This is a genomic window from Bradyrhizobium sp. 62, assembly GCF_023073035.1.
Classification (GTDB): domain Bacteria; phylum Pseudomonadota; class Alphaproteobacteria; order Rhizobiales; family Xanthobacteraceae; genus Bradyrhizobium.
In genome coordinates this window covers 461,348-469,718 of the sequence record NZ_JADPIT010000010.1, presented here as the reverse complement: position 1 = coordinate 469,718, position 8,371 = coordinate 461,348, and the positions used below count along the sequence as shown (strand labels likewise).

Here is an 8,371-nt window from a genome sequence, read left to right as displayed (position 1 = left end):
CGACGGTGCAGTGGAAGAACCAGCAGGTACCAATCCCGATGTTCGGCATCAGCGCGCAGGCGCTGAGCCCGACCTTCTGGAAGGACACCAATGGCGCCGCCGACGGCGTCCCGTCGCTGGCGGTCGCAACGCCCGATGTCGCCGTGACCTCCAAGACGAAACCGTTCGCGGCCGCCTTCAAGGCCAAGTTCGGCTCGCCGCCGGCCTATACCGGCTACACCGCGTATGACGAGGTCTACTTCATCACGGAGGCGATCACGCGCGCGGGCTCGACCGATCCCGACAAGATGGTCGCCGAACTCGAAAAGACCGACTACGAGGGCACGATCGGCCGCATCCAATTCTACGGCAAGGACGACGAGTTCACCCACGGCATCAAGTCGGGTCCGACGACCGTATCCGGTCTGGTCTTCCAGTGGCAGGACTCCAAGCAGGTCGTGGTCTGGCCCGAGAAGATCGCGGAAGGCAAGCTGAAGTTTCCGAGCTTCGTGAAGCTGTCGCAGTAATACGCCGGACTGGGCACCGGGCTCGGTCCCGAGCGCCCCATCGCCTTTGCAAGGCCCGTCGCTCCAGCCGCGACGGGCCTTTGTTTTGTGCAGAACGCCACTGGTACGCTGTCATCGGTGGACCCATCCTGCGATCCTGCCGTTAACCTCCCATGCGTGGGCCGGAGCAGCCAGATGGACGACCGACCAAGACGACCCGATGGCCTGATGCAGGACGACGGCTTCGTTCGCGTGCGCGGCGCGCGTGAGCACAATCTCAGGAACGTCGACGTCAGTATTCCGCGCAACGCCCTCGTCGTGTTCACGGGCGTGTCGGGCTCCGGAAAATCCTCGCTCGCCTTCGGGACGATCTACGCCGAGGCGCAACGGCGATATCTGGAATCGGTGTCGCCTTACGCGCGCCGCCTCTTCCACCAGATGCAGATCCCTGAGGTCGACGACATCGAAGGCCTGCCGCCCGCCGTCGCGCTCCAGCAGCAGCGCGGCGCGCCGACGACGAGGTCGTCCGTCGGCAGCGTGACCACCATCTCGAACCTGCTCAGGATGCTCTATTCCCGTGCCGGCGATTACCCGCGCGGACAAAAGATGCTCTATGCGGAATCGTTCTCGCCGAACACGCCGGAAGGCGCCTGCCCGACCTGCCACGGCATCGGCCGGATGCTCGACGTCACCGAAAAATCCATGGTGCCCGACGACACCCTCACCATTCGCGAGCGCGCCGTCGCGGCCTGGCCGAGTGCCTGGCAGGGACAGAACCTCCGGGACATCCTGACGACGCTAGGCTACGACGTTGACAAGCCCTGGCGTGAGCTGCCCAGGAAGGACCGCGACTGGATCCTGTTCACGGAGGAGCAGCCGACCGTTCCGGTCTATGCCGGTTACACTGCGGCAGAAGTCAAACGAGCCCTCCGCCGCAAGGAGGAGCCGAGCTATCAAGGCACGTTCACCGGCGCCAAGCGCTACGTGATGCAGACCTATGCCAAGTCCGAGAGTGCGATGATGAAGCGCCGCGTCGCGCAATTCATGATCACCCAGGACTGCCCGACCTGCCACGGCACGCGATTGAAGCCCGAGGCGCTCAAGGTCAAATTCGCCGGCCTTGATATCGCCGAGATGTCGCATCTGCCGCTCAAGAAGCTGCAGGAGGTGATGAAGCCATTCGCGAAGGCTTCGACGGATGGGGCATCGGAGAAGACCATCGTCGCCAGGCGCATCTGCGAGGACCTGTCGGCGCGGCTGGCCGTCCTGCTCGATCTCGGCCTCGGCTATCTCGCTTGCGAGCGCAGCACGCCGACGCTGTCGCCGGGCGAGTTGCAGCGGCTACGACTTGCGACACAGGTCCGCTCCAACCTGTTCGGCGTCGTCTACGTGCTCGACGAACCGTCGGCAGGTCTGCATCCCGCCGACACCGAGGCGCTGCTGCGGGCGCTGGACAGGCTGAAGCATGCGGGCAATTCGATCTTCGTGGTCGAGCATGAGATCGAGGTGATCAGGCATGCCGACTGGCTGGTCGACGTCGGGCCGGATGCTGGCGAGGGCGGGGGAAACATTCTCTATAGCGGCCCGCCCGCAGGGCTCGGGCAGGTCGCGCAATCGCGAACCGCCCATTATCTCGCGCATCCACGAAAGCCGCTGCCGACGGTCCGCCGCGAGCCGAAGGGCCACCTGAAGATCCGGGGTGTGACCCGAAACAATCTGCGCGGCCTCGACGTCGATATCCCGCTCGGGATTCTCGCCAGCGTGACCGGCGTGTCGGGCTCGGGCAAATCGAGCCTGATCAGTCAATTCCTCGTCGATGTCGTGGCGGAGCATCTCGGCCATACCCGGGCCGCGGAAGCGGACGACGACAGCCTGGCAGCACCCACGGTCGAGACATTGGGCGGCAGGATTGTCGCCGGCCTTGACCAGATCGATCGCCTCGTGGTGGTGGACCAGAGGCCGATCGGCCGCACGCCACGATCGAACCTTGCGACCTATACCGGCCTGTTTGACCACGTCCGGCGGCTGTTCGCCGCGACACCGCAGGCAAAGTCCCGCCGCTACGATGCCGGGCGCTTTTCCTTCAATGTCGCGAAAGGCCGATGCAGCACCTGCGAAGGCGAGGGATTTGTCTGCGTCGAGCTTCTGTTCCTGCCCAGCGTCTACGCACCCTGCCCGACCTGCAAGGGCGCGCGTTACAACGACAAGACGCTGGAGGTGAAGGTCCGCGGAAAATCCATCGCGGATGTGCTGATGATGCGCGTCGACGAGGCCTTCGAATTCTTCCGCGAAGATCCAACTCTCAACCGGTCGCTATCGGTCGTCCGCGAGGTCGGGCTCGGCTATATTCGTCTCGGTCAGTCCGCGACCGAACTGTCGGGTGGCGAAGCCCAGCGCATCAAGCTCGCGACCGAGCTCATGCGGCCACAACGCGGTCACACGCTCTATGTCCTGGACGAGCCGACCACCGGTCTTCATCCCAAGGATGTCGAGCGACTGATCGCCCAGCTCGAGCGCATCGTGGACGCCGGCAACAGCGTGGTCGTGGTCGAGCATGACATGGATGTCGTCTCTCACAGCGACTGGATTATCGACCTCGGCCCCGGCGCCGGCGATGAAGGCGGCCGCATTGTTGCGTCAGGGACACCGCGCGAGGTGGCCAAGGCCGGCGGGAAGACCGCCGGCTATCTCGCCCGTCGCTTGAAACAGTAGCGCTCGGTCTCATCACCCATTTCGCAATTGCGTTCTGCGCCGCGGAGGCGGGACCCCGACTTTCGCCATGTTGACTTTCCGCCGCCCCGCTCCCCATACTTCGAAAAAGAATAACAAGACCAAATCATAAAACGGTTTTTGAGGGAGGATAGGATGCCGACTTCACGCAGGCAGCTGCTGAAGAGCTCGGCGGCTGCCGCCGCCGCACTCAGCCTCGATTGGACACGGGCCCAGGCGCAAGCCGAAAATTTACGCATCGGCCTGATCTACGACCTCACCGGTCCGTTCGCCGCTGGCGGCTCGGTCGCCTCCTCGGTCGGCGCGCAGATCGCGATCGACCTCGTCAACGAAAAGGGCGGCATCGGCGGCAAGACCAAGATCGTGCCGGTCGCGGCGGACTCGCAGAGCAAGGCGGACGTGGCGATCAACGAAGCCGAGCGGCTGATCAGCCAGGAAAAGATCGACATCATCAACGGCGTCTATTCCAGCGCGCATGCGGTGCCGATGGCCGCGAAGGTCGAGCAGCAGAAGAAGATCCTCTGGATCACGACCGCGGTCTCGACCGCCGTGTTCAAGGACAAGAACCTGCAATACGTGTTTCGCGCGCAGATCCATTCCGACCAGTACGGCCAGGCCTTCGCGGGCTTCGTCGCCGAGCACGCGCAAGGCAAGCTCGGCATGGACCCGAAGGACGTCAAGGTTGCGCTGATCCACGAGGACGGGCCTTATGGCGTCGGCGTCGCGGCGGCCGACGAGGCCTATGCCAAACAGGCGGGCATCCAGGTGGTGATGCGCGAAGGCTATTCGGCGTCCGCACCCGATCTCTCGGTGCTTGTGACCAAGCTCAAGCGCGCCAAGGTCGATGTGATCTCGCATGCCGGCTACAACCCCGACATCACGCTGTTCCTGCGTCAGGCCCGCGAGAGCGGCCTGCGCTTCAAGATGCTGTTCGGCGCGGGCGCCGGCTACAGCCAGCTCGACAAGTTGCGCGCGACCTTCGGCCCCGACATCGACAATTTCTGCAACATCGATCCGGTGCCGGCGCAACTGCTTGATTCCGCCAAGCTTGCGCCTGGAATCGGCGATCTGACCAAGACCATGGTCACGCGCTACCAGGCCAAGACCGGCGCGACCGACGTGCCGCCGCACTGCTCGATGGGTTTCAACCAGACCTGGATTCTGCTCAACAGCGTGCTGCCGGTCGCCAAGGAAAAGTACGGCAGCTTCGAGCCCGAGGCCATTCGCAAGGCCGCGCTCGACGTAGACATTCCCGCCGGCGGCACCATCCAGGGCTATGGCGTAAAGTTCTTCCCACCGGGCACGCCGCTCTCCGGCCAGAACGAACGCTCGACCCCCGTCGTGATGCAGAATGCCGGCGAGCACATCTCGGTGGTGTGGCCGACGAACATCAGGACGCAAGACCCGGTGTTTCCGCTGCCGAAGGGATCGACCTACGGGACGTGAGGCTACGCGCCGCGACGACGGTGCACCCTCTCCCCTTGCGGGAGAGGGTGGCTCGCCGCGAAGCGGTGAGACGGGTGAGTAGGTCGCACCTCCCCAATTAGGCAATCGTTTTACTGTTTGATTGAGGTGACTGTGCCTGTACAGCCAGTCGATGCTCTGAACGTTCCGGTGCCTCGATTGCCCGAAGTAAAGCTGGTACCGGTGACGGTGACCCCATCGTAGATACCGACGGAGTGGCCGACCCCGTTGGCGTTGATCGTTCCGGTGGCACCCCCGCCACTGACGCTTCCGCCGGAGACGACGACTGTCGACGTGGTGGTGGTACCGCAGCCCACTGCAGTAACGAGCCACACGCCGTCGAACTTGCTAACACCGCTACCACCACCACCGCTTTTCCGGGCGGCTTCGGGCTTGCTGCGTCGTGCGGGCTTCTCAGGCTCCGCCGTGCGCGGTGCCTGCCGCAAGCCGGAAAGGGATTTCTCATCATTCGAGATACTCCCGCCTGCACTGCCAGATTGAGCCAACGCAGCGCTCGCCATGCAGGCCCAGATCAGGAGCGAGACGAGTGTATTTCCAAGCGTAGTTTGAGCTGAACTTTCCACAATGATTTAATCCATATCCAAACAGACCGTGCCAATAACGCGACAAAGATTTGCCAGTCATGTCCCCTCGTCAAGCGCTACGATGGGCTGGTGGGGTCCTTGGCACAACGGGGGTGGCTTCAGCCGCGACATCGGCGGCGGCTATCAGGCCCCGCAATCAGTGTCGGACAATGAATTTCGGGGCGAAAGCTTGGTTTTACTGCATCGCCCACTGGTGGCTGAACCGGGACAGGACGGCATCGTCGTTGCAAGCCCGGAGCAAGCCATGCGAAACCCGAAGCCCTTCACAGTCCTTCAGCCGATCCCCGGCCAGAGCCCGAAGCCGCTGTTCACAGTCTGCGCCTATTCGCTCGATCAGGCTCGCGCCCTTGTCGCGGCAAGGTCGCGAGCGAGACCAGGCGACGCACAGCGCTTCTCATTGACGACACTCGGGAGGCGCTGAATACGGACGCACCGGGTTCAGCTAGATCGGCGTTGTCACGCCCTATAACACCACCCGCCGTCCCTCCTCTGCCGCCCAGTATCCCGCATAGTTCACCTTGATCGTCTCATACGCCAGCGCGAGGTCCGACAGCGGCTGCCGTCCCGTCGCGGCGCATTCCATGAAGTCCTGGATCTCCTGGAGATAGCCGCGCGTCCACTCCTCTTCGAGGCAGACATATTGCCAGCCGGTTTTGCGGTCGACCTTCTCGGTGATGTAGACGGAGGCGAGCTTCTCCTCGGAGGTCTGGTAGCTCATCAAATGATTGTTCGGCGTGATGTTGGCGAACAGCGAGCCGCCCGACGTGTAGGTCTCGATCAGATTGCGCACGCCGCCCATGATCATGTCGCCGGAGAACACGGTAGCCTTGGTGCCGTCCGAAAACGTCGCGGTCAGCGTGCCCCAATCCTCAACGTCAACAGGATTTGCCTTGATGTAGGTACGCTCCTCCGGCTTGAGGACGGCCGTGACGTTGCCGACATCGCCGGTGACGCTGGCGACGCGGATGGTCTCGCCGCGCGCCTTGGCCTCGACCTGCTTGAGATACAGCACGGCGGAGAGCGGATGGCAGCCCATCCGGATCAGCGAGCCGCCGCCGGTCATCGCCCATTGCGCGGCATGGGCCGCGTGCGAGCCGGAATGGCTCTCCTCGCCCTTCATGAACAGGATTTTGTCTTTGGTCGCTCTTAGAATCTCCGCGGTCTTGGTCACCGCGGGGGCGTAGATCCAGTCCTCGGCATACATGAAGAGCTTTCCGGTGCGCTCGATCGCGGCACGCGTGGCGTCCATCTCCTCCAGCACGCGCTCATACATCAGCGCCTTCGGCACATGCTTGCCGATCGGCTGCCGGTCGCCGTCGCGGCCGAAATAGCCGGCGAACGGCTTTTCGCAGATCACGTGCTTGCCGGCCTGCATGGCGGCGACGATCATTTCGGCATGCAGATTGGGCGGCGTGCAGATGTCGATGACGTCGAGCTCGCGGTCTGCGATCAGCTCGGCGAAGCCGCGATAGACCCGCGGGATCTGGTGGCGATGTGCAAACTCGACGACTTGGTCGCCGCGCGCAGCGACCGCCGCGACCTCGACATCCACGCCGTAGACGCGCCGGAACGCATACATATGCAGCTCCGACACGAAGCCGCAGCCGACGAGTCCCACCCTGATCCTGGCCATAGCGCCCCCTGACCCATGCTTTGGGCGGCACTATAGCGCGCCGGCGGACCTATTCCACCGAGACCCGCACCACGCCGGCGCTCATCATGCCCAGCGCCTTGGCGGCCGGCACCGAGAGATCGACGATCCGGCCGCGGATGAAGGGGCCGCGATCGTTGACCCGGCATTGAATCGAGCGGCTCCCGTACGACACCCTCAGCACGCTTCCGAAGGGGCGCGTCCGGTGCGCGCAGGTCAGCTCGCCTTTTCCGGCTTTTCCGTATCCGTAATAGGAGGCAAGCCCGCTCTCGGCCTGGGCAAAGGAAACTGCAGAAAGCGAAAAAGTGGCAAGGCAAGAAAATAGCGTGGTCTGCGCTCGCACGGCACCGCTCCCGGTTGGCCCTGCCCCGCGCAGCAACGTTTGTTGGTTCCCGTGGGTTCCTCAGGCGCCGCCGGGTCGCGCCCGGCGGTGCCATCACACATTGTTACTGTTTGTGAAACACGAGCGTCCGAACCTCGATACTTTCGCGCGGTGCCGCATCGGCCGGCGTAGTGGGATCGACGAACGCGGTGTGGGGCCCGAAGCGGGTGCGGCCGTCCGTCGCGGAATCGTAGCACTTGAGTAGCAGCGCTTCGTCCGACGTCATCTCCGGGAAATAGAACCAGCGATGGTTTGGATTGTATTTCACCGAATAAGTCTCGCCGCGGCGGTTGGGATAGATCAGATCGGAGGCGACGAGATCGTCGGGCGCCACCGTCGTGCCGTCGGCCATCGCGAGCGGTGAGTCGCGCAACGGGCCGCGGATCGGCCGCCACAAATTGATCACCTGGATGCGGCCTTTGAGCAGCTCCTCGGCCTCATCGGGCAGATGCTCGCGCACACGGTTGGCGCCCGAGACGGCGGTCTGGTCGACGTGGACGCGTGTTGCCGGCTGACGCGGGCCACCGTCGCGAATATCCGCAGCGCCCTCGACCCGCCTGCGCACGGTATGATCGAAGATAACGACGCGGTCGGCTTTCAGCGTTGCGCGCAGGAAGGCCTCGACGGCGGGATAGTAGACCGCCCTTACCTCTTCGTCGTTGCTGAAGTCCTTGACCTGGGTTGGATGCCGCACCAGCGCAAAGCCTTCGCGGTCGAGCGAGAAATTCTGCGCGATCAGTCGCGCATCGAAGATCGGGACCTGATGCGGCTCCGGCAACGACGTGCTCTTGGGCTCGCCAGGCGGCGGATCGAAGGCGTAGGTACGCGGCTTGCCGGAAACCGGCGCGAGATAGTTGAGTTCGGCGGTGACGAAGGGAAGCGATTCGATTTTTGTTTCTTGCAGGCCCATGGCCGGTCTCCCGATGTGGTCGTCGTTATGATTTTTGCCGGGATGGCGCGCGGCGCAAGGGAGGTCGTGCAAATAGCAACGCGGGTGTTGTCATGAGCGCGGAATGCAGAAGGATCGTTTCGAGGAAAGACCAACGCTCGCCGC

General features: G+C 63.7%; 6 protein-coding genes. 3 read left to right on the top strand and 3 right to left on the bottom strand.

From position 1 onward, the window contains the following. From IVB47_RS06385 to IVB47_RS06375, 3 genes are all read left to right on the top strand, one after another. The coding region (locus tag IVB47_RS06385) for an ABC transporter substrate-binding protein (RefSeq protein ID WP_247460436.1) at positions 1 to 506 on the top strand (506 nt) is incomplete at its 5' end. 174 nt (positions 507 to 680) lie between these two features. Beyond that, positions 681 to 3,197, top strand: coding sequence for an excinuclease ABC subunit UvrA (gene uvrA / locus IVB47_RS06380; protein ID WP_247460435.1), 2,517 nt, complete (start codon positions 681 to 683; stop codon positions 3,195 to 3,197). 153 nt (positions 3,198 to 3,350) lie between these two features. After that, a complete protein-coding gene (locus IVB47_RS06375; RefSeq protein WP_027570849.1) occupies positions 3,351 to 4,661 on the top strand; it encodes an ABC transporter substrate-binding protein in 1,311 nt (436 codons plus the stop codon). A 1,086-nt stretch (positions 4,662 to 5,747) separates the two neighbouring features. Here the strand turns inward: IVB47_RS06375 and IVB47_RS06370 are convergent. From IVB47_RS06370 to IVB47_RS06360, 3 genes are all read right to left on the bottom strand, one after another. After that, complete coding sequence (locus IVB47_RS06370) at positions 5,748 to 6,917, bottom strand: Gfo/Idh/MocA family oxidoreductase (RefSeq protein WP_247460433.1); 1,170 nt, start codon at positions 6,915 to 6,917, stop codon at positions 5,748 to 5,750. Between the two features lie 49 nt (positions 6,918 to 6,966). Further along, entirely contained in the window at positions 6,967 to 7,278 is a 312-nt protein-coding gene (locus IVB47_RS06365) for a septal ring lytic transglycosylase RlpA family protein (protein ID WP_007601095.1), read from the bottom strand. A gap of 103 nt (positions 7,279 to 7,381) precedes the next feature. Then, the gene (locus IVB47_RS06360; protein WP_247460431.1) at positions 7,382 to 8,227 is read right to left on the bottom strand and encodes a CmcJ/NvfI family oxidoreductase; all 846 of its coding nucleotides are present in this window, start codon (positions 8,225 to 8,227) and stop codon (positions 7,382 to 7,384) included. Between the last annotated feature and the right edge of the window lie 144 nt (positions 8,228 to 8,371).

Coding starts and splice junctions, on each gene's coding strand:
- uvrA (WP_247460435.1), top strand. CDS start 681: ATGGACGACCGACCAAGACGACCCGATGGCCTGATGCAGGACGACGGC.
- IVB47_RS06375 (WP_027570849.1), top strand. CDS start 3,351: ATGCCGACTTCACGCAGGCAGCTGCTGAAGAGCTCGGCGGCTGCCGCC.
- IVB47_RS06370 (WP_247460433.1), bottom strand. CDS start 6,917: ATGGCCAGGATCAGGGTGGGACTCGTCGGCTGCGGCTTCGTGTCGGAG.
- IVB47_RS06360 (WP_247460431.1), bottom strand. CDS start 8,227: ATGGGCCTGCAAGAAACAAAAATCGAATCGCTTCCCTTCGTCACCGCC.